The sequence below is a fragment of the Micromonospora sp. NPDC005413 genome (genome assembly GCF_040606435.1).
GTDB lineage: Bacteria > Actinomycetota > Actinomycetes > Mycobacteriales > Micromonosporaceae > Micromonospora.
In genome coordinates this window covers 184,745-208,236 of the sequence record NZ_JBEXEV010000006.1, presented here as the reverse complement: position 1 = coordinate 208,236, position 23,492 = coordinate 184,745, and the positions used below count along the sequence as shown (strand labels likewise).

Genomic DNA, 23,492 nt, shown 5'->3' with positions numbered 1-23,492 from the left:
CCGCGCCCGCCCATACGGTCGTTGTCTAGGCTGCGTGCGTGCTGCTCTGCATCGACATCGGAAACACCAACACCGTGCTGGCGACCTTCGACGGCGACAAGCTGGTGCACTCCTGGCGGATCAAGACCGATGCCCGCTCGACGGCGGACGAGTTGGGTCTGATGTTCCGGGGCCTGCTCGCCGGGGACAACGTCGAGATCACCGGTGTGGCCGCCTGCTCCACGGTGCCGGCCGCGCTGCGGTCGCTGCGCACCATGCTCAGCCGTTACTACGCCGAAGTGCCGAGCGTGATCGTCGAGCCCGGGGTACGGACCGGGGTGCAGTTGGCGATCGACAACCCGAAGGAGGTGGGCGCCGACCGGGTGGTGAACACCCTGGCCGCGTACACCCTCTACGGTGGGCCGTCGATCGTGGTGGACTTCGGCACCACCACCAACTTCGACGTGATCAGCGAGCGGGGCGAGTTCCTCGGCGGGGCGTTCGCCCCGGGCATCGAGATCTCCTTCGACGCGCTGGCCGCTCGGGCCGCCCAGCTGCGCAAGGTCGAGGCCACCAAGCCCCGCTCGGTGATCGGCAAGAACACGGTGGAGTGCCTCCAGGCCGGCCTGTACTTCGGCTTCGCCGGTCAGGTGGACCGGATCGTCGAGCGGATGACCGAGGAGTTGGGCGAGGTGCGGGCGGTGATCGCCACCGGCGGCCTCGCCTCCCTGGTGATCAACGAGTGCCGGTCGATCACCCATCACGAGCCGATGATCACGCTGATCGGCCTGCGGATGGTCTACGACCGCAACCTGTGACCCGGCCGCCGCTGGGGGCCGGTCTCCGCGCGGGGCCTCACCGCCGCCGCGCGCGCAGAACCAGCGTCCGGTACGGCAGCTCGACGGTCTCCCGGCCAACCAGGTCGGGGTGGGTGTCCAGGAGTTCGGCCAGCTCCTGCTCGACCCGCTGCTGATCCTCCCCGGAGGCGGTGAGCCAGTACGAACGGGTGCGGATCATGCCGAGCACCTCGGCCGGGGTGAGTGTGGTGCGATGGGCGAACTCGCCCAGCTCGATCGCACCGAACCCGGTGCCGAAGTCCGCGTACTTCTCGACGAGGTTGGCGGACTTGTCCCCGATGTGGGCGATCCGGCTCAGCTCCGCCACCCAGTCGACCCGGTCGTCCCGGACGTTCCAGAGCGGGGCGAAGGTGCCGCCGGGCCGGAGCACCCGGGCGATCTCGGCGTGCGCGGGCCCCCGGTCGAACCAGTGGTAGGCCGTCCCGACGAGCACCGCGTCCGCCGCGTCGTCGGGCAGCGGCACGGCCTCGGCACTGCCCGCGAGCGCCGTCGTGCCCGGGGTGCCCTCCGCGAGTTGCGCCCGCATCCCCGGATCGGGCTCGACGGGTACGACCTGGTGGCCCAGGGCCTGCAGGGCGCGGGTCAGGATGCCGGTGCCCGCGCCGAGGTCGACGACCCGGGCAGGGGTCGCGCCATCGGTCACGGCGTCGAGCGCCCAGCGGACGGCGGCTTCCGGATAGCGTGGTCGAAACCGGTCGTAATCACCCGCCGCGACACCGAAGGAGAGGGCGTGAGTGTGATCGACCATGACGGGCAGGTTATCCGCTAACAGCCCCCGGGACGCTTGAGTACGCTCGGGCCTGACCCCCTGTATCTCCGTGACGAGGAAGCGTGCCGTGAGCGAGCAGAACCCCGTGCCAGTGGACCCCGCCGACGACCTTCCCGAGCAGATGAAGGTCCGCCGGGAGAAGCGGGACCGGATGCTCGCCGAGGGCGTCGAGCCCTACCCGGTCGGCTTTCCCCGCACCAACACCCTGGCACAGGTCCGGACGCGCTACGCCGACCTGCCGACCGACACCGCGACCGGTGACGAGGTCGCGGTCACCGGCCGGGTGATCTTCGTACGCAACACCGGCAAGCTCTGCTTCGCGACTCTCCGGGACGGCGACGGCACCGAGCTGCAGGCGATGCTCTCCCTGGACCGGGTCGGGCCGGAGCAGTTGGAGGCCTGGAAGCGCCTGATCGACCTCGGCGACCACGTCGGCGTCACCGGTGAGGTGATCACCAGCCGGCGGGGTGAGCTGTCGGTGCTGGCGCGGCAGTGGGAGATGACCGCCAAGGCGCTGCGACCGCTGCCGGTGGCACACAAGCCGCTCTCCGAGGAGGCTCGCGTCCGGCAGCGTTACGTCGACCTGATCGTCCGATCCCAGGCACGGGAGATGGTCCGTACCCGGGCCACTGCGGTACGCAGTCTGCGCGATTCACTGCACGGGCGGGGCTTCATCGAGGTGGAAACGCCGATGTTGCAACTGCTGCATGGTGGCGCGGCGGCTCGACCGTTCGTGACCCACAGCAATGCGTTGAACACTGATCTGTATCTGCGAATCGCGCCGGAACTGTTTCTCAAGCGCGCCGTGGTCGGCGGCGTCGACAGCGTCTTCGAGATCAACCGCAACTTCCGTAATGAGGGTGTCGACTCTTCGCACTCGCCCGAGTTCGCGATGCTGGAGACGTACCAGGCGTACGGCGACTACGACACGATGGCCGAGTTGACCCGCAATCTCGTGCAACAGGCGGCCATCGCGGTCAGTGGCTCGATGGTGGTGACCCACGCCGACGGGCGGGAGTTCGACCTGGGCGGCGAGTGGCGGTCGGTGACGCTGTTCGGCGTGCTTTCCGAAGCACTCGGCGAGGAGGTCACGGTCCGCACCGAACGCTCCCGCCTGGTGGAGTACGCCGACAAGGTGGGATTGGCCGTGGACCCGAAGTGGGGCCCGGGCAAGCTGGCCGAGGAACTGTTCGAGGAACTGGTCGTCCCCGGCCTGGATGCGCCCACCTTCGTGCGGGACTACCCGGAGGAGACCAGCCCGCTCACCCGGGCCCACCGCAGCGAGCCGGGGCTGGCCGAGAAGTGGGACCTCTACGTGCTCGGCTTCGAGCTGGGCACCGCGTACTCCGAGCTGGTCGACCCGGTCGTGCAGCGCGAGCGGCTGGTGGCCCAGGCGCAGTTGGGCGCCCGTGGCGACGACGAGGCGATGCGTCTCGACGAGGACTTTCTCCGGGCGATGGAGTATGGAATGCCGCCGGCCGGCGGTATGGGAATGGGAATCGACCGGCTCTTGATGGCCCTGACCGGGCTCGGAATTCGGGAAACGATCCTCTTCCCGTTGGTCCGCCCGGAGTAGTCTCGCCCGGCTCACGCCGAGCCGTAACGGCATCCTATTGACGAGGCGAGCAGCGCGGGGGTTATTGTGCTCTCGTTAGCAGGAGCGCCCTGCTCGAAAGGAATGTGCGACGTGGCCAAACAGATCATTCACAAGCTGGTCGATGACCTGGACGGCGGGGACGCGGACGAGACCGTCAAGTTCGCCCTCGACGGCGTTCAGTACGAGATCGACCTGTCGAGTGCCAACGCCGCGAAATTGCGCGACGCTTTTGCCTCGTACGTGGGCTCCGGCACCAAGGTCGGCCGGGGCGGCGTGGTGATCGGTGGACGGGCTGCCCGCGGTCGGGGTGGCGCGACCGCCGATCGGGAACAGAACAAGGCGATCCGGGAGTGGGCCAAGAAGGCTGGCAAGGACATCTCAGACCGGGGTCGTATCCCGCAGGAGATCGTCGACGAGTACCACGCAAAGCGCTGATCCGTCAGCAGCTTGGTGGCCAGCCGCCACCGTAGGCGACACCGACGCCGGGCCGGAGCAGTTCTCCGGGCCGGCGTCGCCGCATCCGCGACCGGCCCCGCCGTGCGTGTCCGGTACGGGGGTCGAGACCGCCCGCCGGGTCGGGCTGAGGGTCCGGGAAGCATTCCCGGCCCACCGACGTTGTCCACAACCAGTGGAACAGCTATCCACAGCCTGTGGACAACCTTCCCAGGGTCGGGCGCGGCGTTCGTCGCGACCGCCCGTCCGCCCTCCCCGGGCCTCCGGATCGCTTCCGGAGCCGGGATTGGGCTTCCGTCGCGTTACTCGGATTTCGCTCTGCGCGTAGCGACAGCGCTACCGGAACACCTCCTGAGCGCGGACGGTTGTGCAAAACGACGTAGAACCGACCCAGACCGAAGACACACGACCTCAGCTGAGTCGGTCAGCAACGATAGAGTAAGGAGGCACGGACGCCCGTCCTGGACGTTCGTGCACCGGCCCCGCCAAGATCTTGATCAAGGCGCACGGCACGTGAGGAGCACGAGGGCATGTTCGAGCGGTTCACCGACCGAGCGCGACGGGTTGTCGTCCTGGCCCAAGAAGAGGCCCGGATGCTCAACCACAACTACATCGGTACGGAACACATCCTGTTGGGCCTGATCCACGAAGGTGAAGGCGTCGCGGCAAAGGCCCTGGAGAGCCTCGGCATCTCCCTGGAGGGCGTCCGCCAGCAGGTCGAGGAGATCATCGGCCAGGGCCAGCAGGCGCCGAGCGGGCACATCCCGTTCACGCCGCGGGCCAAGAAGGTGCTGGAGCTGTCGCTGCGCGAGGCGCTGCAGCTCGGCCACAACTACATCGGCACTGAGCACATCCTGCTCGGTCTGATCCGTGAGGGCGAGGGCGTCGCCGCCCAGGTGCTGGTCAAGCTCGGCGCCGACCTCAACCGGGTCCGCCAGCAGGTGATCCAGCTGCTGTCCGGCTACCAGGGCAAGGAGCCTGCCGCGGCGGGCGCCGCGCCGGGTGAGGCCGCGCCGTCGACCAGCCTGGTGCTGGACCAGTTCGGCCGCAACCTGACTCAGGCCGCCCGCGAGGGCAAGCTCGACCCGGTCATCGGGCGCGAGAAGGAAATCGAGCGGGTCATGCAGGTGCTCTCCCGCCGTACCAAGAACAACCCGGTCCTGATCGGTGAGCCCGGCGTCGGTAAGACCGCCGTGGTGGAGGGGCTTTCCCAGAAGATCATCAAGGGCGAGGTGCCTGAGACTCTCAAGGACAAGCAGCTCTACACGCTCGACCTCGGTGCGCTCGTCGCCGGTTCCCGCTACCGCGGTGACTTCGAGGAGCGCCTCAAGAAGGTGCTCAAGGAGATCCGCACCCGCGGCGACATCATCCTGTTCATCGACGAGATCCACACCCTGGTGGGTGCGGGTGCCGCCGAGGGCGCGATCGACGCCGCGAGCATCCTCAAGCCGATGTTGGCCCGTGGTGAGCTGCAGACCATCGGCGCCACCACGCTGGATGAATACCGCAAGCACCTGGAGAAGGACGCCGCTCTCGAGCGCCGGTTCCAGCCGATCCAGGTGGGTGAGCCGTCGCTGGCGCACACCATCGAGATCCTCAAGGGCCTGCGTGACCGCTACGAGGCGCACCACCGGGTCTCGATCACGGATGCAGCCCTGGTGGCTGCCGCAACTCTGGCCGATAGATACATCTCCGACCGCTTCCTGCCGGACAAGGCGATCGACCTGATCGACGAGGCCGGTGCCCGGATGCGGATCCGTCGGATGACCGCGCCGCCAGACCTGCGTGACTTCGACGAGCGCATCGCCCAGGTGCGTCGTGACAAGGAGTCCGCGATCGACGCTCAGGACTTCGAGCGCGCCGCCCAGCTGCGTGACAAGGAGAAGCAGCTCCTCGGTCAGAAGGCTCAGCGGGAGAAGGAATGGAAGGCCGGTGACCTGGACGTCGTCAGCGAGGTTGACGACGAGCAGATCGCCGAGGTGCTCGGCAACTGGACCGGCATCCCGGTCTACAAGCTGACCGAGGAGGAGACCTCGCGCCTGCTGCGCATGGAGGACGAGCTGCACAAGCGCGTCATCGGCCAGGAGGACGCGGTCAAGGCGGTCTCGAAGGCGATCCGGCGTACCCGGGCCGGCCTGAAGGACCCGAAGCGCCCGTCGGGCTCGTTCATCTTCGCCGGCCCGTCCGGTGTGGGTAAGACCGAGCTGTCCAAGGCGCTCGCCGAGTTCCTCTTCGGCAGCGAGGATGCCCTCATCCAGCTGGACATGTCCGAGTTCCACGACCGCTACACGGTCTCCCGGCTGGTGGGTGCCCCTCCCGGCTACGTCGGCTACGACGAGGGCGGGCAGCTGACCGAGAAGGTGCGGCGTCGGCCGTTCTCGGTGGTTCTCTTCGACGAGATCGAGAAGGCCCACCCGGACGTGTTCAACACGCTGCTCCAGATCCTGGAGGACGGTCGGCTCACCGACGGTCAGGGTCGGATCGTGGACTTCAAGAACACGGTCATCATCCTGACCACCAACCTGGGCACCCGCGATGTCGCCAAGGCGGTGTCGCTGGGCTTCCAGCAGTCGGAGGACTCCGAGTCGACCTACGACCGGATGAAGCAGAAGGTCAACGACGAGCTCAAGCAGCACTTCCGGCCTGAGTTCCTCAACCGGATCGACGACACCATCGTCTTCCACCAGCTGCGCCAGAACGAGATCCTCTCGATCGTGGACATCATGATCCAGCGGATCGAGGGCCAGCTGCGCAACAAGGACATGGGTCTGGAGCTGACCGACAACGCCAAGAAGTACCTGGCGCTGAAGGGCTTCGACCCGGTGCTCGGTGCCCGTCCGCTTCGTCGCACGATCCAGCGCGACATCGAGGACAACCTCTCCGAGCGGATCCTGTTCAACGAGCTGACCCCGGGTCAGATCGTGGTGGTGGACTGCGAGGGCGACCCGAACGACATCGACAAGTCCAAGCTCGTCTTCCACGGCGCGGACAAGCCGGTCGAGGTTCCGGACGCTGTACCGGCCGACCTCGGCGGCACCGCCGCCGCAGGCGCGGACGAGTAGCACAACCGACAGCAAGGGGCGGGGCCCCGGTGGCGCAAGCCACCGGGGCCCCGCCTTTTCCGCTGTCCGCCCGCCCGCCGCGCGCCGCATTCGCCTTGGCGTCCGCCGTCCGCCTCGTGCAGTGATCGACTCAATGTCGGCGATGTAGCGGTGTCCTGGCGTCGGTGGGCCCCCATGTCGGCGAAATAGAGTCGATCACCGTCTCACGGGGCCGTCAGGTGGTGAGGTCAGCGACGGGGAGGGACGGGCCGTCGCCGACGAGGCGGAAGGAGTCGGCGCCAGCTGGTTCGACAAGCCCGTCCTGCACCAGGCCGGCCAGGGCGCGGGCGCGCTGCACGTCATCGGTCCAGACCTGGTCCAGTCGCTGGTGCGGTACCGGCCCGGTGGTCTCCCGGAGCACCCCGAGCAGCAGCCCGCGTACCTGTCGGTCGGTGCCCGCGTACCGCTGGGGTCGCCGGGTTGGCCCTTCCGGTGGCTCCTGCCCGGAGGCCCGCCACGCGCAGACCGACTCGACCGGGCAGGCCGTACAGCGCGGTGATCGGGCTGTGCAGATCACCGCGCCCAGCTCCATGAACGCGGCGCTCGCCAGCGCTGCCGCGGCCGGTTCGGCCGGGAGCAGCTCCTCGGTGGCGACCAGATCGGCTGGCCGGGTGACCGGCCCGGCGTCCGGCTCACCGCCCACCGCCCGGCAGACCACCCGACGCACGTTGGTGTCGACCACGGGGTGCCGCTGCCCGTACGCGAATGCGGCCACCGCCCGCGCCGTGTACGTGCCGACCCCCGGCAGCGCCAGCAGTTGCTCCAGCCGGTCCGGCACCTGGCCGCCGTGCCGGTCGACGATTGCGACAGCGCATTCCCGCAGTCGGACCGCCCGGCGGGGGTAGCCGAGGCGTCCCCACATCCGGATCGCCTCGGCGGGGGTGTCCGCCGCCAGCGCGTCCGGGTCGGGCCAGCGGGCCAGCCATGCCTGCCAGGCCGGCACCACCCGGACCACGGGCGTCTGCTGGAGCATGACCTCGCTGACCAGGATGGCCCACGGGGTGACCCCGGGTTCACGCCATGGCAGGTCACGGGCGTGCTGTTGGAACCATCGGCTGACCAGGGTGGCGAAGTCGGGTTGAGTCATGGCGCCGTCGATGATGTCACGCGGTGCGTTCCCGATGGTTGGGCGGCTCGGGCGGGGTGCCACGACGGCGTCCGACGGATCGGGGAGAATGCGCGAATGAACGAGCTCGCGATCACCGTCATCGGTCGGGACCGGCCGGGCATCGTGGCTGACGTCGCGGAGGTGCTGGCCCGACTGGGCGCGAACCTCACCGACAGCACGATGACGCGGCTGCGGGGGCATTTCGCGATGACCCTCATCTGCACCGGGCCGGCCGCCGCCGAGGTCGAGGCCGCGCTGGCGCCGCTGGCCGTGGAGGGTCAACTGCTGGCGACGGTACGCGCGGTCACCCCCGACGGCGAGGTGCCTCCAGCGGGTGAGCCGTACGTGATGGCGGTGCACGGTTCGGACCGGATGGGCATCGTCGCGGCGATGACCCGGGTGCTGGTGGACGCCGGGGGAAACGTCACCGACCTGAGTACCCGGTTGGCCGGTTCGCTCTACGTGGTGTTGGCGGAGGTCGAGTTGCCGATCGGTGTGGCCGACACACTGATCGACCGGCTGCATCGGACGGCTGCCGAGCTGGGCGTGGAGGTCACTCTCCGGCCGGCGGACCCGGATCTGTTGTGACCGGCGAGGAGAGCGGGCCGGACGTCGAGTCGTATGCCGGTCTGGGCGACTGGACACCGGAGTCACTGGCTGTGCCGGGCGAGGTGCGGGCCGTGGTGTCCGCCCCGGATCCGGTGCTGAGTCGGGCCGCTGACGAGGTCGATCCGACCGCGAAGGAGACTGTCCAGCTCGCGGCCGACCTGGTCGCCACGATGAGGGTGTCGCCGGGCTGCGTTGGGCTGGCCGCGCCGCAGGTCGGGGTGGGCGCCCGTGTTTTCGCCGTCGATGTGACCGGCCATCCAAAGGCGGTCACCGTGCATGGCACCTTCGTGCTCTGTAATGCCCGGGTGGTCGAGGCGACCCGGTGGAAGCCGGGCCGGGAGGGGTGCATGTCGGTGCCGGACCTGACCGGGGACGTGAAGCGGGCCAGTCGGCTGGTGGTGGAGGGTGACCTGCCGGGCACCGGCGAGCCGGTCCGGTTGGTGACCGACGGCTTCGAGGCGCGGGCGTTGCAGCACGAGATCGACCACTGCGCGGGGCTGCTCTTTTTGGATCGGGTGGCCGGGGCGCACGCCGTCTACCAGCGCAAGGTCTACCTCTGAGGGTGCGCCGGACGATCAGGGTGTCCGTCCGCAGTGGAAGGTCAAGCGTGTGCCTCGGTGGGGCTCCGGCGCGTCGCACCGCACCGGCGGGGGCAGCGCGGCTACGGTGGAGGGCATCATGCGTCTGACGGTCGGCCCCCTGCCACCCGCCGTGTACTGGCGGCGTCGCGCCGTCGTACTCGGAGCGGGGTTTCTCTTCCTGATTGTCCTGCTCTATTCCTGCACCGGCTCGGGTCGTTCCGGTGAGCGACCGCAGGCGGGGGCGACGCCCACCGCGACGGCGACCTCGACGCCGACGTCCCCCGAGTCGCCGGGGCCGGGTGGGCCGGTGCTGACACCGCAGACCGGTGCTCCGCCGACGTCCGCCAACCCCGATGCGACGAGTCCGAGCCCCGCGACCACCAGCAACGAACCACCGCTGGGCGCGGCCGCCGGTTCCGAGGACGACGGCACCTGCACCAACGCGGAGATCAGCGTGGTTTCGGTGGCGAGTCCAACCTCGGTCCAGCGTGGCGCGGTGGTCGATCTGGAGCTCAAGATCAAAAACACGTCGGACCGGACGTGCAGCCGGAACGTCGGCGCCGATCTGCAGGAGATCTTCATCAAGTCCGGTGCCGAGAAGATCTGGTCGTCGGACACCTGCGGCAAGGTCCAGGGCTCGGACGTGCAGTCCTTCACGCCGAACTTCGAGCGCTCCTACCAGGTTGCCTGGAACGGGCGGGACACGAGCCGGTGCGACGGCAGCGGGCTGGCCGCTGGCCCCTTCCCGCCGCTTGGGACATACCAGGTGTTCGCTCGGGTCGGCACGAAGCTCAGCGCGCCGACGAAGCTCACCGTCACCGGCTGAGCCGGGTCAGACGTACCGCTCCAGGATGGATGCCTCGGCGAGCCGGGACAGCCCCTCGCGGACGCCTCGGGCCCGGGCGTCACCGACCCCCTCGACAGCCTGTAGATCCTCCACGGTCGCGCCGAGCAGCCGCTGGAGGCTGCCGAAGTGCACCACCAGCCGGTCGACCACCGCCACCGGCAGCCGGGGCACCTTGGCCAGCAGTCGGAAGCCGCGTGGGCTGACCGCGGCGTCCAGCGCGTCGGATGCGGCCGGGTAGCCGATCGCCTTGGCCACCGCCACCAGGTCGATCAGCTCGGTGGCGCCGAGCAGGTCCAGCTCGACCAGTGCCTCGTCCAGGGTGCGCGACTTGCGGCCGACCGGGAGGTAGTCCCGGATGACCAGCGTCCGGTCGGCGTCCACGCCGGCCATCAGCTCGTCCAGTTGCAGGGCGAGCAGGCGGCCGTCGGTGCCCAGCTCCACCACGTACCCGGCGATCTCGTCGGCGATCCGGCGGACCATCTCCAGCCGCTGCACCACGGCCACCGCGTCCCGCACGGTGACCAGATCCTCGATCTCGAGTGCGGAGAGCGTGCCGGAGACCTCGTCCAGCCGGAGCTTGTAGCGCTCCAGGGTGGCGAGCGCCTGGTTGGCCCGGGAGAGGATCGCCGCGGAGTCATCGAGCACGTGCCGCTGGCCGTTGACGTAGAGGCTGATGATTCGCATCGACTGGCTGACCGAAATCACCGGGTAGCCGGTCTGCCGGGCCACCCGCTCGGCGGTGCGGTGCCGGGTGCCGGACTCTTCCGTCGGGATGGACGGGTCGGGCATCAGGTGCACGGCCGCTCGGACGATCCTGGTGCCGTCGCTGGAGAGCACGACGGCGCCGTCCATCTTGCACAGCTCCCGGACCCGCGTCGCGGAGAACTCCACATCCAGCGCGAAGCCGCCGGTGCACAGGCCCTCGACGACCTTGTCGTAGCCGAGCACGATGAGCGCGCCGGTGCGGCCGCGCAGAATGCGCTCCAAACCGTCGCGCAGGGCGGTGCCGGGAGCCATCAGGGCGAGGTTGGCCCGCAGCGGATCCCCGGTGCCACCGGCGGCTCCCGCGGTGACGCTCACGCTGATCGGGCGGGCGGGCGAGCCCACGGCGCCGGTGCGGGCCTGGGGCGGCGCGCCGGCTGGCTTGGTGGTATCGCGGTCGATCGGCACGGGCACAGTCTACGGACTGCCGTGCGGTGGGTGCTGTCGTGGTTACTGTGATGTGTCACGATGCGGCCCTTCCCACCCTTTCCCGCTTGCGACGTGCTGTCCGGTATCGCCGTCCCCGTCGACACGGTCGGTCACTCGGCGGACGCGCGGGCCGCATGGTGCAGCGCCGAACGAACGTCCGTGACCTCGGTCACCCGCATCTGCTCGGGGCCGGCGCCGGTGCTGGCCGGGCCGCAACCGGGAGGCACCAGGGCCACCTTGAACCCGAGCCGGGCCGCCTCGGCCAGCCGGCGCGGCACCGCCCCGACCCGGCGCACCTCGCCGGTCAGCCCCACCTCACCGATCGCCACCAGGTGCGGCGCGATGGCCAGGTTGAGCCCGCCGGAGGCGACCGCCAACGCGACCGCCAGGTCTGCGGCCGGCTCCACCACCCGGATCCCGCCCACCGTGGCGGCGAAGACCTCCCGATCGTGCAGGGTCAGCCGCTCGGTGCGCCGTTGCAGCACCGCGAGCACCATCGCCAGTCGTGCCGAGTCGAGGCCGGAGACCGTGCGCCGGGGAGAGCCGGCCACCGTCGCGCCGATCAGGGCCTGCACCTCCGTGACCAGGGCCCGCCGCCCCTCCATAGCCACGGTCACGCAGGTGCCGGGGACCGGCTCCGCGTAGCGGGTCAGGAACAGCCCGGACGGGTCGGCCAGACTGCTGATGCCGCCCTCGTGCATTTCGAAGCAGCCGACCTCGTCGGCCGCGCCGAACCGGTTCTTCACGCCGCGCACCAGGCGCAGCGAGGAGTGCTTGTCGCCCTCGAAGTACAGCACCACATCGACCAGGTGCTCCAGCACGCGCGGCCCGGCCACCTGGCCGTCCTTGGTGACGTGCCCGACCAGCACGGTGGCGATGCCCCGCTCCTTGGCGACCGAGACCAGCGCGGAGGTGACCGCGCGCACCTGGGTCACCCCGCCGGGCACCCCCTCGGTGCCGGTGGTCGAGATGGTCTGCACCGAGTCGAGCACCAGCAGGCCGGGCTTGACCGCGTCGAGGTGCCCGAGCACCGCCGCCAGGTCGCTCTCAGCCGCGAGGTAGAGCTGGTCGTGCAGGGTGCCCATCCGCTCGGCACGCAAGCGCACCTGACTGACCGACTCTTCCCCGCTGACCACCAGCGAAGGGCTGCCGGAGCCGACGGCCCACTGCTGCGCCACGTCCAGCAGCAGGGTCGACTTGCCCACGCCGGGCTCGCCGGCGAGCAGCACCACCGCGCCCGGGACCAGGCCGCCGCCGAGCACCCGGTCGAGCTCGCTCACCCCGGTGGGACGGGCGCGGGCCGGAGCGGCGCTGATGGTGGCGATCGGCCGGGCCGGCTCGGCCGGCATCCGGGAGCTGACCACCCGACCGGAGACGGTCGGGCCCGTCACCGTGTTCTCGACCACCGCGCCCCACTCGCCGCACTCCGGACAGCGCCCCACCCACTTGGGTGGCTGGTGCCCGCAGGCGTCGCACTGGTAGGCCGGGCGCGGCTCGCGGGTGGTGGAGCGACCACGAGCGGCACCGGCCGTGCCGCCACGCGGAGGGGTCGATCGGGAGGTGGTCACATCAGGACGCTAGCCCTCGCGTCCGACGAAAACACCCCGGCGTGGTGGTCACCACGCCGGGGTGTTTGTCGATGTGACGGTCGGGTCACTCGTGGGTCGTGCCGCCCTCGTCGTCGTAGCCGCCCTCGCGCTCGATGATCGGGGAGGGAGGTGCCGCCGGGGTGAGCGGCACCGCGATCGGTGCCGGGCCGGTGACCGTGTTGCCGTTACCGAAGTCGAAGGTCACGATGACGTTCTGGCCCGAGCGCAGCGCCTCGGTCAGACCGATCAGCCGGAGCTGCGTGGTGGCCTCGGAGTTGAGCTGGAGGTAGCTCAGCGGAGCCAGCTCGATCCGGGCCGGCTGACCCGGGGCGGCCGCGCTGGCCGAGCCCGACGCCCGCGCCGACTCCGGTGCGGACGGGGTGGCCGAGGACGACCCGGTCTCGGACGGGGTCGCCGACGGGCTGGCCGAGCCGGACGTGGAGGCCGACGGGCTGGCGGGGGCGGACTCCGAGGCGGACGGCGACGGGCTCGCCGAGCCGCCGCTGATCACCACCTCGCGGGCGCTCTCGGTGGTGACGGTGACCGTCACCGTCTCCTTCGAGTCGTTGTAGATCACGGCGTTGAGCGGAGCGTCCTGGCCGGCCCGGTAGCCCTCGGTGCCCGGGTAGTCCACGAGCAGGCCACGAACGGAGAACGAACCGTTGTTGGTCGTGAGGCTGACGCCCTGGACCGACGCCTCCTTGGTGGCGGTCTCGGCGATCTGACCGGTGCCGCATCCGGACGCCAGCAGGCTGGTCGCCGCAATCCCGGACAGCAACAGGGCCGCCCGCCGGGATCCCCTGATCGAGCGCGTCACGTCGGTCCTCCTCGTCACAATCCCCACCCGGGCCGCACGCCGGGCACGGTGGCCATACCCGCGCAGACCGCGTTCCAGCGTAGTTGGGACTGATCGAGGCCCGCACGCGGACCCGGCATTGCCACCTGCCCGGGTGCCGTTCACACCACCCGACCGCTCGCGACCAGCAGGACCACGTCGATCAGGGCCACCAGCATCACGGCCCGGAACGCGGACACCGGCCGCCGGCCTGCCCGGACCGCCGAGCGTCCGGCGTACCAGCTCAGCGGCGGCACCACGGCGGCCGTGCCGACCGCCGCCAACCCGATCGCCGACGGCGGCCCGGGTGGCCCGAGGACCAGGATCGCCGTCGCCGCGAGGAGCAGACCGGCCGCCGCCGCCCGGCTGCCGGCGGCGCCCAGGCGGTGTGGCAGGCCGCGCACCCCGGTCCGAGCGTCATCGGCCAGGTCGGGCAGCACGTTGGCGAAGTGCGCGCCGGCGCCCAGGCACGCCGCCGCCGCCAACAGCCAGGCCGGCGGGGTCGGCTGACCGGGCAGCGCCAGCACCACGAAGGCGGGCAGCGCGCCGAAGGAGACGGCGTACGGCAGCACCGACAACGCGGTGGCCTTGAGCGGCCAGTCGTAGAGCAGCGCGGAGACCAGGGCGACGGTCAGCCAGAACGCCGCCGTCGGGTTCGTGGTCAGTGCCAGCAGCGGGCAGGCCACCGCGGCCGCCGCCGCGGCCCAGGCCGTGGTGCGCCGACCGACCGCGCCAGCGGCGACCGGCTTGTCGGTACGCCCCACAGTGGCGTCCCGCTCGGCGTCCAGCGCGTCGTTGGTCCAGCCGACGGCGAGCTGGCTGGCCAGCACGGCCAGCACCACCGAAACGATTCCGGTCGGCCGGTGGCCCACTCCCCACGCCAGCAGACCGGCCACCGTGGTCACCGCTGCGGCCGGTTCCGGATGGCTCGCTCTGACCAGCCCTAACACCCTCGACGACATAAGGGAAGTCTGGTCGTTACCGAGCAGTCGTGCCACGCTCGTTGCCATGCGAGACGTGGCTGCGGCTGCGGCGTCCACCGGCCCCAGGGTGCTGCCGCGTAACGATCCGCGCCAGTACGACGACCTGGCCGGTGAGTGGTGGCGGCCAGATGGTGCGTTCGCGATGCTGCACTGGCTGGCTGAGGCCCGCGCGGCGCTGGTGCCCCCGGCGACCCGTCCCGATGCGTTGCTGGTCGATCTGGGTTGTGGCGCCGGTCTGCTCGCGCCGCACCTGACCGGTAAGGGCTACCGCCACGTCGGTGTGGATCTGACCCGCTCGGCGTTGGTCCAGGCCGCCGAGCACGGGGTGCGCGTGGTCCAGGGCGATGTCACCGCGGTCCCGCTCCCGGATGGTTGCGCCGACGTGGTCTCCGCGGGCGAGTTGCTGGAGCATGTCCCGGCCTGGCCCCGTGCGGTGGCCGAGGCGTGCCGGCTGCTGCGCCCGGGCGGCCTGCTGGTGGTGGACACACTGAACGACACGGCGCTGGCTCGGCTGGTCGCGGTCCGGCTCGCCGAGCGGCTGCCGACGGTGCCGCGCGGCATCCACGACCCCCGGTTGTTCGTGGACGCTCGGGCGCTGGTGGCCGAGTGTGCGCGGCACGGCGTCGACCTGCGGCTGCGGGGCATCCGTCCGCAGGTGACCGGCCTGGTTGCCTGGCTGCTGCGCCGTGCCCGCGCGGCGGGGACACCCGATGCGACACCTGCCGGCCGCACCCCGCGCATCGTGCCGACCCGATCCACCGCCGTGCTGTACCAGGGCCGGGGGATCCGCAAAGGATAGTCGGGTCGTGGCGGGGTATGGGACGCCGAGGAGGAGGCGATATGACGGTGCACGCGCTTGAGGCGGCCCGCCGGTTGGCGCCGCGGTTCGCCGCGCGGGCGGCAGAGCACGACCGGGACGGTTCCTTCCCAGTGGATGATTTCCGTGACCTGCGGGAGGCCGGCCTGTTCGGGCTGATGGTCCCCCGGGCGCTGGGTGGCCTGGGAGCCAGCTTCGCCGAGTACACCGCAGTAGCCACCGAACTTGCCCGGGGCAACGGCGCGACCGCCCTGGTGTTCAACATGCACGCCTCGGTCACCGGCGCGCTGGGCGCGGTCACCGAGGAGTTGGCCGAGGCGCTGGGCGTGCCGGACGAGGCGTTGGTCGCACGGGACCGGCTGCTCACGGCTGCGGCGCAGGGCTCCTGGTACGCGGTCGCGATGAGCGAGCGGGGCGCCGGTGCCCGGTTGTCCCAGCTGAGCACGGTCTACGAGGCGACCGACGAGGGCTGGCACCTCAAGGGCAGCAAGACCTTCTGCTCCGGCGCCGGGCACGCCGACGGCTACCTGGTGGCGGCGCGCAGTGCCGCCGACCAGTCGGTGGTCTCGCAGTTTGTGGTGCCGGCCGGCGACGGTCTGACCGTGGAGCCGACCTGGGACTCGCTCGGCATGCGCGCGACCTCCTCACACGACCTGCACCTGGACGTCACCGTGCCGGCCGACCGGCTGCTCGGCGGGGTGGAGGGGCTTGCCCTGGTGGTCGCCCAGCTGATGCCGCACTGGCTGGTGGCCAGCTACGCGGCCGTCTACGTGGGCGTTGCCCGGGCGGCGATCGACGCGGCTGCCGAGCATCTCAACGCCCGCAACCTGGCCGGCCTGCCGGCGGTGCGGGCCCGGCTGGGGCGGGCGGACGCGGCGACGGCGGCGGCCCAACTGGTGGTGGCCGAGGCAGCCCGCCGGGTGGACGAGGCGCCGGGCGACGCGGAGACCAACCGCTGGGTGTGGCGGGCGAAGCTGCTCGCCGGCACCACGGCCGCCGAGGTGGCGGCGTCGGTGCTGGAGGCGGCGGGCACCTCGGCGACCCGCCGCGGTCATCCGTTGGAGCGGCTCTACCGCGATGCCCGCTGCGGCTCACTGCACCCGGCCACGTCGGATGTCTGCGCCGACTGGCTCGGTATCGCCGCGTTGGGCGGCGACCCGGATCGCGACGGATCGGCACCGCGTTGGTGAGCCGGCCTGGCGGGCTTCGCGCGGGGGATGGGCCGGCCGAGGTGGCCGGTGGGACGGCAAGGGGGAGGACAGCATCTGACGAGAGGTGGGGATCGTGTCCGTACCAGTGATCGCGGGGCTCGGGGCTGCGCAGCCGCCGTCCGCTTCGCAGGACGAGTTGTGGGAGGGCTACTTCTCCCGGCACTTCTCCGGCACCACCCGGTCGTTGGCCCAGCGGATCTTCGCGAACTCGGGGGTGACCCGGCGGCAGGCCGCGGTCAACCCTCTCCTGGAGGACGTGTCGGACTGGCCGACGGAACGCCGGCTGCGCCGCTACCAGGTGGAGGCGCTGCCGCTGGGCAAGGAGGCGGTGGGCCGTGCGTTGACCGCCGCCGGGCTGGGCGCCGGCGACATCGGCCTCTTCATCGTCTGCTCCTGCACGGGGTACGCCACCCCGGGGCTGGACATCCTGCTCGCGCGGGATCTCGGTATGGCCGCGGACACCCAGCGGATGTTCATCGGCCACATGGGCTGTTACGCGGCGCTGCCGGGGCTCGGCGCGGCGAGTGACTTCGTCACCGCCCGGGGGCGACCTGCGCTGCTGCTCTGCGCGGAGCTGACCAGCCTGCACATCCAACCGTCCAGCGCCAGGGTGGACACCCAGCAGATCGTCTCCCACGCGCTCTTCTCGGACGCCGCGGTCGCCGCCGTGGTCGTGCCGGGCGGCCCGGGGTACGCGCTGCGCGAGGTCACCTCCGTCACCGACACCTCGACCGCCGACCACATGACCTGGGACGTCACCGACACCGGCTTCCGGATGGGGTTGTCGCCGAAGGTGCCGCAGGTGCTCTCCAGGCATGTCCTCGGGCTGGTCGACGACCTGCTGGCCCGGCACGGCACCACCCGCTCCGAGGTGGACGGATGGGCGGTGCACCCGGGCGGGCCGCGAATCCTCAACGTGGTCGAACGGGAGTTGGCCCTGCCTCCGGAAGGGCTGGCGGCGTCCCGGGCGACGCTCGACGAGCACGGCAACTGCTCGTCGCCGACCGTGCTGCTGATCCTGGACCGGCTGGGTCGCGCGACACCGGCGGCTCGACGCGTCGTCATGCTGGCGTTCGGCCCCGGGCTCACCCTCTACGCGGCCCTGCTCGATCGACAGGACTGAACCTCTGGTCGGTAGGCTCACCGCATGGATCCAACGGCGGACGACCGGCTGCGCTCGGCGGTGTTGTTTGGTGCTGCGGTGGCCGTCCTGGCCGTCGGTGGTTGGTGGTGGCAGGCAGCCGCCCCCACCCCGACGCCGGGTTCGGCTGGCCCAGTGTCGGCGATGCCGAGCGCCGGGCCGACCGTCAGCACCGCGATGGAACGCGCCCTGGCTGCCGGCGAGCCCGATGCGCGGGTGACGATCCTGGTCGACGGGGAGGGTGAGGTCATCAGGATGCGGGACGCTCCGAGGGTGACGATCGACCCGGCGACGGGCTCGATCTCCGACATCGAGGGCGACCCGTCCGCGCTCTTCGAGGAGGGCGATCTGCCCGCGTTCCGTGAGACGGTCTGGCGGGAGCGGTTCGAGCTCGTCCCGGGGCAGACCGTGGCCCGGCAGGCGGCGGGTGGCGACTCCCGTCAGCTGCTGCAGTACCGGTGCACCAGGCCGGGCACCATGCTGGTGACGATCTCGGGGGCCGGGCTTGCCGGGCCAGCACGGGTCGACTGTGACGGCACGATCGCCACCGCCGAGGTGCTTGCGCACGGCAGACCGTTTCGCCTGTCGCTGGCGACGGTGGGAGACAGCGAGATCGACGTAGAGGCGCAACTGGTCACCCTGCCCCGCTAGACCCCAACCCCGGTCCGTGAGGTCGGCCTCGCGATCATGCGGTTGCTGCCCCGACGCAGGGGGCATTCCACGCATCTCGACGACCGGAACTGCAAGATCGCGGGGCAGGGCGGGTGACGTGCAGCCGCGGTCAGGCGGCGAGGGCGCTCAGGTCGCCCCGGTAGGCGTCGACCGGCCCCAGGTCGGGCACCACCCGGGTCACTGTGCCGGCGCGGTCGACCAGCAGGGCGGTCGCGGTGCCGGGGCGGGCCGGTTGGCCCAGGAACGAGCGCAGCCCACCGGCGGGGTCGGCCAGTGCGCGGGCCTGCCGCTGGTTCGTGGGCCGGGCCGGGACCGTCCGCCCTCCGGTGACGGTGACCACGGAGACGCCGGCGGGCGCGGCAGCCAGGGCGTCGGCGACGCGGTCCGGGCAGGGGCAGCCGTCCAGCAAAATGATCATGGCGGGTAGCAGGCCGCGCAGCGGCACCGGTGCCTGGCTCGCGTCGACGAGGTCCAGTGCGGGCAGGGCCCGACCGGCGAGTGTCGCGGGCGGCGAGTAGGGAGCCGGGGTCGAACGCTCGGTGCCTCGGTTGACTCGTGGCCAGGTGACCACGAGCAGACCGGCCAGCGTGGTGAGGACCGCCACCAGCAGGACCAGCAGCGGCAGGCCCAGAGCCCGGTGGCCGCCGGGTAGGCCGGCGGCTCTGCGCAGCTCACGGCGGATCTGGGCGGCCTCGGCGGAGAGCGCGGAGGCGTCGTCGGGGACCACCACCCGGCCCCATTCGGGCGGCAGGCCGGGCAGGCCGTCGGCTGGCCCGTGGCCCTCTGCATCCGGCTTGCCCATCGGACCCCCTGAAAGCGTCTCGAGAGCGGAGTGCGGCTCGGTCTCCAGGGTCGCGCACCAGGGGCAGCTCCCGCTACATCTGGGCGTAGTCCCGCCGCCCGGGATACCATGGGAGGAGCGCATAGCCCTTGATCTCGACGTTCTGTTCATTCGCACCGGGCAGTCATCCGTGCGTTACGGAGCGTGTTTGAACCATCAGTTTGACCGCCTGTCAAGCTGAAGCAAGACCTCTCACAGGGCCCCTGAGCTGCGCCAACGGTCAGGACATCGGTGAGACATCGCTGCCTGATCGTGTTACCCTAGACACAGCGAAAGGGGTTTCGAACCTATGGTTTTCAGTGTCGGCGAGACCGTTGTTTACCCCCACCACGGGGCCGCACTCATCGAGGCAATCGAGACTCGGATCATCAAGGGCGAGCCTAAGAAATACCTCGTCCTGAGGGTCGCGCAGGGTGACCTGACGGTCCGGGTGCCCGCAGAGAACGCCGAGATCGTGGGTGTGCGCGAAGTGGTCGGCGAAGAGGGCCTCGGCCTTGTCTTCGACGTTCTCCGGGCTCCGCACACCGAGGAGCCGACCAACTGGTCGCGGCGTTACAAGGCCAACCTGGAAAAGCTGGCCTCCGGAAACCCGCTGAAGGTCGCCGAGGTCGTGCGTGACCTGTGGCGCCGGGAGCGGGAGCGGGGCCTGTCCGCGGGTGAGAAGCGGATGCTCGCCAAGGCCCGTGACATTCTCGTCGGCGAGGTCGCGCTGGCGGAGAAGAGCACCAAGGACGAGGCGGAGATGCTGCTCGACAAGGTGCTCACCGAGGCCTAGTCAGCACAGCATCGTCGTACCCACTTCGTAGCGAACAAACCACCGAGGACCGTGACGTGACCGCGCAGCTCAATCCGCGCGGTGACGTTGCGGTCCTCGTGCCTGCGGCGGGTGCCGGCGTACGGCTCGGCCCCGGCCGACCCAAAGCGCTGCGCCTGCTCGCCGGCGAGCCGCTGCTGGTCCACGCCGTGCGTCGGCTGGCCGCCGCACCGTCGGTGCACACGATCGTGGTGGCCGCGCCGGCCGCCGAGGTGACTGCCGTCCGTGAGCTGCTGGCCCCGGTTGCGCCGGTGATCGTGGTGCCGGGCGGCGCGGAACGGCAGGCGTCGGTGGCCGCCGCGCTGGCCGCGGTGCCCGCCGGTCCGACGATCGTCCTGGTGCACGATGCCGCTCGCGCGCTCACCCCGCCTGAGCTGGTCGAATCCGTCGCGGCGGCGGTCCGTGACGGCTGTGACGCGGTGATTCCGGTCCTGCCGGTCGTCGACACGATCAAGGAGGTCGGTGCCGGCGAGGTGGTGCTCGGCACCGTCGACCGTTCCGCCCTACGCGCGGTGCAGACCCCGCAGGGTTTCCGCCGGGCCGTGCTCAGCGCCGCCCACGCCGCCGCCGGAGACTCCCTCACCGACGACGCCGGGCTCGTCGAGAAGCAGGGCGTCGTGGTGACCTGCGTGCCGGGCTCGGAGTACGCGCTGAAGATCACCCGCCCGTTCGATCTGGTGCTTGCGGAGCATCTGCTCGCCGCCGCCGGTTGACGCGTACCCTCTGATCATGATCGTTCCCCGGGTGGCCATCGGCACCGACGTGCATGCGTTCGAGCCTGGCCGGCCCTGCTGGTTGGCCGGCCTGCTCTGGCCCGACCAGGACGGCCTCGCCGGGCACTCGGACGCCGACGTCGCCGCACACGCCGCCTGCAACGCGCTGCTCTCCGCCGCCGGCCTCGGTGATCTCGGCTCCGCCTTCGGGGTGGGTGAGCCGGAGTGGGCCGGCGCGTCCGGTGTGGCGCTGCTGACCGAGACGGCCCGTCGGGTGCGGGCAGCCGGCCTGGAGATCGGCAACGTGTCCGTGCAGGTCGTCGGCAACCGCCCCAAGATCGGGCGGCGTCGTGTGGAGGCCCAGCAGGTGCTCTCCGCCGCCGTCGGCGCCCCGGTCACCGTCTCCGCCGCGACCACCGACGGGCTCGGCTTCACCGGCCGCGAGGAAGGGCTGGCCGGCATCGCGGTCGCCCTGGTGTACGACGCGCCGGCCGCCTAAGCTCGCCGCGATGTCCAGCGACCCCGCCCCCGACCGGTCCGCCGCCGACGGCTACGTCCAGCGTGCCCAACTTCTTGCTGAGCTCGGCCGTCACGACGAGGCGGCCGGGGAGCTGACCTACGGGCTGGCTCTGCAGCCGGATGACGTCGACGCCCTCACCATGCTGGCCCGCGTGCACCTTGCCGCCGACCGCCCGGCCGAGGCGCTCACCGCCGCCGACACGGCCGTGGCCGCCGCACCCGAGGCGCTCCCGCCGCTGGTCGCCAGGGGCATGGCGTTGGCCGACCTGGAGCGTTACTCCGAGTCGGCCGTCACCGCCGACCGGATCCTCGCCCTCGGCCCCGCCGACGCGTACGCCCAGCGGAGCGCAGCGGCGATCCTGGCCGGCGCCCGCAACGGTCAGCCGGCGCTGAACGCAGCCTGGCACGGCGTCGAACTGGCCCCACAGGAGCCGCAGGCGCACCTGGTGCTGAGCCTGGTCGCCGCTCGGTTGGACCTGTTCGACCTGGCCGAGCGGGCCTACCGGGAGGCGTTGCGGCTCGACCCGCGTATCGCCGAAGCGGGGCACGACGTGGGTGTCATACGACTGGAACAGCGCCGCTGGTCGGAGGCATTGGAACACGTCGCCGAGGCGGTGACGATCAGCCCGAGCCGAATCGAATCACCGCGGACCCTCGCGTCCGGCCTGCACCGCCTGGTGCTCTACGGCGCGGGTTGGTCGCTGGTGGCGGCGGTGCTGGTCGCGTTCGCGGCCTCGGCGAGCGACGGGTTCTCCCGCATCCTGGCGGTGCTCGCCGCGCTCACCGGTGGGATCGTCGTCTGGCAGCTCGCGGCCCGGCTGCCGGGGCTGACCCGGACCGTCCTGCCCGCCCTGCTGCAGTCGGACCGGGCGATGGCACTCGCGATCTACGCCGTGGCCGCCGCGCCGGTGCTGCTGCTGGCGTACGCGGTGGTCGGCTCGCCGTGGCCGCTGGTGCTGGCCATCGCCGCCACGGCGATCGCCGAGTTCGCCGTCTTCACCAGAACCGCCATCCGCTAACCGCGACGCGCCCACGTCCAGGCGTACGCCTCGTCTTCGCAGGCGCTGGCGGCGTCGCAGAGATCCAGGGGGCGGAAGGTGTCGACCATGACGGCCAACTCGTCGAAGTAGTCCGCACCGATGGAACGTTCGGCGGCACCCGGCTGGGGGCCGTGGGTGAAACCGGACGGGTGCAGGGAGATTGAGCCCTGCTCGATGCCGGAGCCACGCCGGGCCTCGTAGTTGCCGCCGGTGTAGAAGAGCATCTCGTCGGAGTCGACGTTGTGGTGGTTGTACGGCACCGGGATCGCATCCGGGTGGTAGTCGACCTTGCGGGGCACGAATGAGCAGATGACGAAGTTGGGGCCCTGGAAGGTCTGGTGCACGGGCGGGGGCTGGTGAATGCGGCCGGTGATCGGCTCGAAGTCGTGGATGGAGAACGCCCACGGGTAGAGGTGCCCGTCCCAGCCCACAACGTCGAACGGGTGGTTGGCGTAGACGTAGCGGGTCCAGCCACGCCGGTGCCGGACCAGCACCTCGACCTCCTCGCCGTCGACGAGCAGCGGGGCATCCGGGCCGCGGACGTCGCGCTCGCAGTACGGCGAGTGCTCGAGGAACTGGCCGCGTACGGAGAGGTAGCGCTTGGGTGGGCCGATGTGCCCGGCTGCCTCGACGGTGAGCAGTCGGACGGGCTGGTCACCGGTGGGCACCAGCCGGTGGATGGTCGAGGTGGGGATGATGACGTAGTCGCCGGCGACCGCGTCCAGCACCCCGAACGGGGACTGGACCCGCAGGGTGCCCGACTCAACGTAGAGGCAGTGGTCGCCGGTGGCGTCACGGAACAGCGGTGAGGGTCGGTCGGCGAGCACATACCCGATCCGTACGTCGTCGTTGGCGAGCAGGTACTGCCGGCCGAGGATCGGGTCGGCGCCGCCGGTGTCGAGCTTGTGGGTGCGCAGGTGGCGGGGCTTGAGCGGCAGGTTCGGTGCCCGGGTGAACGCGGGTGGGGTGAACTCGTCGGCGGCCAGGATCGCGGTGGGCGCGTGCCGGTGGTAGAGCAGGGACGAGTCGGAGGAGAAGCCCTCCTGGCCCATCAACTCCTCGGCGTAGAGGCTGCCGTCGGGCTGACGGAACTGGGTGTGGCGCTTGCGCGGCACCTCGCCGACGCTGCGGTAATACGGCATCTCGCCTCCCGATATGTCCCGTCCACCGGCCAGGGGCGTCCGATAATCGGACGCTGTTGTCCGTTCCTCGTAGCGTCCCGTAC

23 protein-coding genes are annotated in these 23,492 nt (G+C 71.1%); 15 read left to right on the top strand and 8 right to left on the bottom strand.

Translation table 11 applies throughout. The features are described from left to right. The first annotated feature begins 38 nt into the window (after positions 1-38). Complete coding sequence (locus ABZS37_RS11130; RefSeq protein WP_354994565.1) at positions 39-797, top strand: type III pantothenate kinase; 759 nt, start codon at positions 39-41, stop codon at positions 795-797. 37 nt (positions 798-834) lie between these two features. On the opposite strand, the gene ABZS37_RS11125 is transcribed toward ABZS37_RS11130, so the two are convergent. Continuing rightward, a complete protein-coding gene (locus ABZS37_RS11125) occupies positions 835-1,584 on the bottom strand; it encodes a class I SAM-dependent methyltransferase (protein WP_355167789.1) in 750 nt (249 codons plus the stop codon). A gap of 88 nt (positions 1,585-1,672) precedes the next feature. Here ABZS37_RS11125 and lysS point away from each other — a divergent pair, with 88 nt between their 5' ends. From lysS to ABZS37_RS11110, 3 genes are all read left to right on the top strand, one after another. After that, positions 1,673-3,181, top strand: a complete 1,509-nt coding sequence (gene lysS / locus ABZS37_RS11120; RefSeq protein WP_355167787.1) for a lysine--tRNA ligase — start codon at positions 1,673-1,675, stop codon at positions 3,179-3,181. Positions 3,182-3,292: 111 nt separating this feature from the next. Then, the gene (locus tag ABZS37_RS11115) at positions 3,293-3,637 is read left to right on the top strand and encodes an Lsr2 family protein (RefSeq protein WP_354994562.1); all 345 of its coding nucleotides are present in this window, start codon (positions 3,293-3,295) and stop codon (positions 3,635-3,637) included. Between the two features lie 548 nt (positions 3,638-4,185). Continuing rightward, positions 4,186-6,717, top strand: a complete 2,532-nt coding sequence (locus ABZS37_RS11110; protein WP_355167785.1) for an ATP-dependent Clp protease ATP-binding subunit — start codon at positions 4,186-4,188, stop codon at positions 6,715-6,717. 214 nt (positions 6,718-6,931) lie between these two features. Here ABZS37_RS11110 and ABZS37_RS11105 read toward each other — a convergent pair whose 3' ends face one another. Beyond that, on the bottom strand, positions 6,932-7,843 hold the full coding sequence (locus ABZS37_RS11105; protein WP_355167783.1) for an A/G-specific adenine glycosylase: 912 nt from the start codon (positions 7,841-7,843) through the stop codon (positions 6,932-6,934). A gap of 96 nt (positions 7,844-7,939) precedes the next feature. Here ABZS37_RS11105 and ABZS37_RS11100 point away from each other — a divergent pair, with 96 nt between their 5' ends. The 3 genes from ABZS37_RS11100 to ABZS37_RS11090 all read left to right on the top strand — a co-directional run bounded on the left by ABZS37_RS11100 (position 7,940) and on the right by ABZS37_RS11090 (position 9,880). Further along, the gene (locus ABZS37_RS11100) at positions 7,940-8,452 is read left to right on the top strand and encodes an ACT domain-containing protein (protein WP_355167781.1); all 513 of its coding nucleotides are present in this window, start codon (positions 7,940-7,942) and stop codon (positions 8,450-8,452) included. After that, positions 8,449-9,033: a peptide deformylase gene (locus ABZS37_RS11095; protein WP_355167779.1), complete on the top strand. Its 585-nt coding sequence runs from the start codon at positions 8,449-8,451 to the stop codon at positions 9,031-9,033. The genes ABZS37_RS11100 and ABZS37_RS11095 overlap by 4 nt, the downstream gene beginning before the upstream one ends. Before the next feature lie 118 nt (positions 9,034-9,151). Next, positions 9,152-9,880, top strand: coding sequence for a hypothetical protein (locus ABZS37_RS11090; protein WP_355167777.1), 729 nt, complete (start codon positions 9,152-9,154; stop codon positions 9,878-9,880). 6 nt (positions 9,881-9,886) lie between these two features. On the opposite strand, the gene disA is transcribed toward ABZS37_RS11090, so the two are convergent. From disA to ABZS37_RS11070, 4 genes are all read right to left on the bottom strand, one after another. Next, positions 9,887-11,071, bottom strand: coding sequence for a DNA integrity scanning diadenylate cyclase DisA (gene disA / locus ABZS37_RS11085; protein WP_272613959.1), 1,185 nt, complete (start codon positions 11,069-11,071; stop codon positions 9,887-9,889). Between the two features lie 131 nt (positions 11,072-11,202). Beyond that, a complete protein-coding gene (radA, locus tag ABZS37_RS11080) occupies positions 11,203-12,660 on the bottom strand; it encodes a DNA repair protein RadA (protein WP_355167775.1) in 1,458 nt (485 codons plus the stop codon). Positions 12,661-12,745: 85 nt separating this feature from the next. Then, positions 12,746-13,498, bottom strand: a complete 753-nt coding sequence (locus tag ABZS37_RS11075) for a hypothetical protein (protein WP_355167773.1) — start codon at positions 13,496-13,498, stop codon at positions 12,746-12,748. A 140-nt stretch (positions 13,499-13,638) separates the two neighbouring features. Further along, on the bottom strand, positions 13,639-14,478 hold the full coding sequence (locus tag ABZS37_RS11070; RefSeq protein WP_355167771.1) for a UbiA family prenyltransferase: 840 nt from the start codon (positions 14,476-14,478) through the stop codon (positions 13,639-13,641). A 46-nt stretch (positions 14,479-14,524) separates the two neighbouring features. Here ABZS37_RS11070 and ABZS37_RS11065 point away from each other — a divergent pair, with 46 nt between their 5' ends. The 4 genes from ABZS37_RS11065 (at position 14,525) to ABZS37_RS11050 (ending at position 18,319) form a co-directional block, all read left to right on the top strand. Continuing rightward, on the top strand, positions 14,525-15,298 hold the full coding sequence (locus tag ABZS37_RS11065; protein ID WP_355167769.1) for a methyltransferase domain-containing protein: 774 nt from the start codon (positions 14,525-14,527) through the stop codon (positions 15,296-15,298). A 41-nt stretch (positions 15,299-15,339) separates the two neighbouring features. Then, positions 15,340-16,506, top strand: coding sequence for an acyl-CoA dehydrogenase family protein (locus tag ABZS37_RS11060; RefSeq protein WP_355167767.1), 1,167 nt, complete (start codon positions 15,340-15,342; stop codon positions 16,504-16,506). A 94-nt stretch (positions 16,507-16,600) separates the two neighbouring features. Next, the gene (locus tag ABZS37_RS11055) at positions 16,601-17,650 is read left to right on the top strand and encodes a type III polyketide synthase (RefSeq protein ID WP_355167765.1); all 1,050 of its coding nucleotides are present in this window, start codon (positions 16,601-16,603) and stop codon (positions 17,648-17,650) included. Between the two features lie 24 nt (positions 17,651-17,674). Continuing rightward, positions 17,675-18,319, top strand: coding sequence for a hypothetical protein (locus ABZS37_RS11050; RefSeq protein WP_355167763.1), 645 nt, complete (start codon positions 17,675-17,677; stop codon positions 18,317-18,319). Positions 18,320-18,449: 130 nt separating this feature from the next. Here ABZS37_RS11050 and ABZS37_RS11045 read toward each other — a convergent pair whose 3' ends face one another. Continuing rightward, the gene (locus tag ABZS37_RS11045; RefSeq protein ID WP_355167761.1) at positions 18,450-19,142 is read right to left on the bottom strand and encodes a hypothetical protein; all 693 of its coding nucleotides are present in this window, start codon (positions 19,140-19,142) and stop codon (positions 18,450-18,452) included. Positions 19,143-19,470: 328 nt separating this feature from the next. On the opposite strand from ABZS37_RS11045, the gene ABZS37_RS11040 reads away from it, so the two are divergent. From ABZS37_RS11040 to ABZS37_RS11025, 4 genes are read left to right on the top strand one after another with little or no spacing between them, the layout of a single operon-like run. Beyond that, positions 19,471-19,956 carry a CarD family transcriptional regulator gene (locus tag ABZS37_RS11040; protein WP_272613946.1) on the top strand — a complete coding sequence of 162 codons (486 nt, stop codon included), beginning with the start codon at positions 19,471-19,473 and terminating at the stop codon, positions 19,954-19,956. Positions 19,957-20,012: 56 nt separating this feature from the next. Then, on the top strand, positions 20,013-20,708 hold the full coding sequence (ispD, locus tag ABZS37_RS11035; protein ID WP_355167759.1) for a 2-C-methyl-D-erythritol 4-phosphate cytidylyltransferase: 696 nt from the start codon (positions 20,013-20,015) through the stop codon (positions 20,706-20,708). A 13-nt stretch (positions 20,709-20,721) separates the two neighbouring features. Then, positions 20,722-21,207: a 2-C-methyl-D-erythritol 2,4-cyclodiphosphate synthase gene (gene ispF / locus ABZS37_RS11030; protein WP_355167824.1), complete on the top strand. Its 486-nt coding sequence runs from the start codon at positions 20,722-20,724 to the stop codon at positions 21,205-21,207. 10 nt (positions 21,208-21,217) lie between these two features. Beyond that, on the top strand, positions 21,218-22,246 hold the full coding sequence (locus ABZS37_RS11025; protein ID WP_355167757.1) for a tetratricopeptide repeat protein: 1,029 nt from the start codon (positions 21,218-21,220) through the stop codon (positions 22,244-22,246). On the opposite strand, the gene ABZS37_RS11020 is transcribed toward ABZS37_RS11025, so the two are convergent. Then, positions 22,243-23,409: a cupin domain-containing protein gene (locus ABZS37_RS11020; RefSeq protein ID WP_355167755.1), complete on the bottom strand. Its 1,167-nt coding sequence runs from the start codon at positions 23,407-23,409 to the stop codon at positions 22,243-22,245. The genes ABZS37_RS11025 and ABZS37_RS11020 overlap by 4 nt on opposite strands. Between the last annotated feature and the right edge of the window lie 83 nt (positions 23,410-23,492).

What these genes read in the sequence shown, in the direction of transcription:
- ABZS37_RS11125 (WP_355167789.1), bottom strand. Translation starts at nt 1,584, where the DNA reads ATGGTCGATCACACTCACGCCCTCTCCTTCGGTGTCGCGGCGGGTGAT.
- ABZS37_RS11110 (WP_355167785.1), top strand. Translation starts at nt 4,186, where the DNA reads ATGTTCGAGCGGTTCACCGACCGAGCGCGACGGGTTGTCGTCCTGGCC.
- ABZS37_RS11105 (WP_355167783.1), bottom strand. Translation starts at nt 7,843, where the DNA reads ATGACTCAACCCGACTTCGCCACCCTGGTCAGCCGATGGTTCCAACAG.
- ABZS37_RS11100 (WP_355167781.1), top strand. Translation starts at nt 7,940, where the DNA reads ATGAACGAGCTCGCGATCACCGTCATCGGTCGGGACCGGCCGGGCATC.
- ABZS37_RS11090 (WP_355167777.1), top strand. Translation starts at nt 9,152, where the DNA reads ATGCGTCTGACGGTCGGCCCCCTGCCACCCGCCGTGTACTGGCGGCGT.
- ABZS37_RS11070 (WP_355167771.1), bottom strand. Translation starts at nt 14,478, where the DNA reads ATGTCGTCGAGGGTGTTAGGGCTGGTCAGAGCGAGCCATCCGGAACCG.
- ABZS37_RS11065 (WP_355167769.1), top strand. Translation starts at nt 14,525, where the DNA reads ATGCGAGACGTGGCTGCGGCTGCGGCGTCCACCGGCCCCAGGGTGCTG.
- ABZS37_RS11060 (WP_355167767.1), top strand. Translation starts at nt 15,340, where the DNA reads ATGACGGTGCACGCGCTTGAGGCGGCCCGCCGGTTGGCGCCGCGGTTC.
- ABZS37_RS11050 (WP_355167763.1), top strand. Translation starts at nt 17,675, where the DNA reads ATGGATCCAACGGCGGACGACCGGCTGCGCTCGGCGGTGTTGTTTGGT.
- ABZS37_RS11045 (WP_355167761.1), bottom strand. Translation starts at nt 19,142, where the DNA reads ATGGGCAAGCCGGATGCAGAGGGCCACGGGCCAGCCGACGGCCTGCCC.
- ABZS37_RS11040 (WP_272613946.1), top strand. Translation starts at nt 19,471, where the DNA reads ATGGTTTTCAGTGTCGGCGAGACCGTTGTTTACCCCCACCACGGGGCC.
- ABZS37_RS11025 (WP_355167757.1), top strand. Translation starts at nt 21,218, where the DNA reads ATGTCCAGCGACCCCGCCCCCGACCGGTCCGCCGCCGACGGCTACGTC.
- ABZS37_RS11020 (WP_355167755.1), bottom strand. Translation starts at nt 23,409, where the DNA reads ATGCCGTATTACCGCAGCGTCGGCGAGGTGCCGCGCAAGCGCCACACC.